We start from the raw sequence: 1,776 nt of genomic DNA, 5'->3' as shown, positions 1-1,776 counted from the left end.
GTGGCCCCCGGCGCGACGTTCGGACCGGCGGCGGTGCCGCGGGCGAGCACCGTCGGCGCGGTGCTCCCGGAACCCGGTGAGGCATGCCTGAGCAGTTGCCACGCGAACCTGCACCGCCGGAGGTCGGTGTGGTCGTAGCGGTTGACCACGCGGACGGTGCCGTCGAATCCCGAGGGGAACGTGGTGGCGTAGTAGGTGGGGTTCGCCGGCTGGACGGGGGACCAGATGGACCGGATGGTGTGGAAGCCGGCTTCCTTCTCGCGGAACGGGCCGACGATGCCGTCCGGTCCCGAGTTGCCGGTGGTGTCGATCGCGCCGCCGCGGTCGTCGCGGACGAGCCCCTCGTCGACCAGCGCCCAGATGAACCCGCCCGCCCGGCGCGGTCCGGCGCCCAGCAGCGCCCAGTAGTCGTTCAGGCCCGCGCCCGCGCCGCCGTCGTAGAGGGCGTGCAGGAGCTCGGTCGGCATGTGGATCGCGGAGCCGTTGAGGATGTCCCGGGTGCTGTCGTAGGTCTCGTAGTGGTCGGTGTTGATGCCGCTGAACGTCGCCCACGGGTGCAGCACCGGGCGCTTCTGCGGGTCGAAGCGGGCGAAGTCGTCGTCCAGGGCGGTGTTCCAGCCGCCCTCGTTGCCGTTGTCCCAGAACAGGATCGAGGGGTGGTTGACGTCGCGGGTGACCATCGACTCGACCAGCGGGGCACCCACGCCCTCGTCGTAGCGCTTCTGCCAGCCGGCGAGCTCGTCGAGGACGTACAGGCCCAACTCGTCGCACAGGTCGAGGAAGTACGTGTCCGGCGGGTAGTGCGACATCCGCACCGCGTTGTTGTTCATCTCCTTCATCAGGAGGATGTCCGCGCGCGCCATGCGCGGGCTCGACGCGCGGCCGAGAGTGGGCCAGAACGTGTGCCGGTTGGTGCCCTTGAGGATGACCTTCGCACCGTTGACGTACACGCCGTCGCCTTGGCGCACCTCGATGGTGCGGAACCCGAACCGCTCGGTGTTGCCGTGCAGCGCCGACCCGCCGCTGTCGGTCAGCCGCACGTCGACCAGGTGGAGGTTCGGCGTCTCCGCGGTTCACGTCTGCGGTGAGGGGACCGACGTGGTCACCGTCGGCGGCGTCGCACCGGCGTTGACCGCCCACCGAGAACGGGCCGCCGACCGCGCTGCCGTCCACCCTGCGCAGCTGGGCGACGACCCGGCCGGGCGCGGTCACGCCCGCCAGGTGCACGTCCATCCGGAACGCGCCGCCGGCCTTCGCGTCGATCGCGACCCGGTCGATCCGGCTCGTCGGGAAGGACTGCAGCGAGACCGGCCGGTAGATGCCGCTGAAGTTCCAGTAGTCGCCGCGCCGCTCGGCGTCGTTGACCGAGTCGTCCGACGAGTCGCGGCTGACCGTCACCTCCAGCAGGTTCTCCACCCCCGGGCGCACCAGGGAGGTGACGTCGTAGCGGAACCGGTAGAACCCGCCCCGGTGGACCGGACCGGCGAGCGTGCCGTTGACGCGGACCTCGGTGTCGGTCATCGACCCCTCGAAGACGATGAACGTCCGCCTGCCCGCCCACGACGGGGGCGGGGTGAAGCGACGCCGGTACAGGCCCTTCTCGTCGGGCCGGAGGTTCCAGCCCCACTGGTAGGTGCCGAAACCGTGGCACTCCCAGTTCGACGGGGTCGGGATGGTGCGCCACACACCGCTGTTGTGCCCCTCGGCGACCTGGAAGTCCCAGGGCACCGTGTTGTCCGCGTCCGTGCCGGTCAGCATCAGCGTCTCGGTCGCGGG

General features: G+C 70.8%; 1 protein-coding gene and 1 pseudogene. Both read right to left on the bottom strand.

From position 1 onward, the window contains the following. Positions 1 to 1,040 (bottom strand): glycoside hydrolase family 2 TIM barrel-domain containing protein (locus AB0G02_RS38340; RefSeq protein WP_360804855.1); only part of this gene is annotated, 1,040 nt, incomplete at its 3' end. A 307-nt stretch (positions 1,041 to 1,347) separates the two neighbouring features. Then, positions 1,348 to 1,758 (bottom strand): annotated as a pseudogene (locus tag AB0G02_RS38335) (sugar-binding domain-containing protein); the annotation flags it as partial. Between the last annotated feature and the right edge of the window lie 18 nt (positions 1,759 to 1,776).

The sequence above is a fragment of the Actinosynnema sp. NPDC023658 genome, from assembly GCF_040639995.1.
In the GTDB taxonomy this organism is placed as follows: domain Bacteria; phylum Actinomycetota; class Actinomycetes; order Mycobacteriales; family Pseudonocardiaceae; genus Actinosynnema.
The sequence above is the reverse complement of the archived record's forward strand: the minus strand, read 5'-3'. Positions and strand labels throughout refer to the sequence as shown.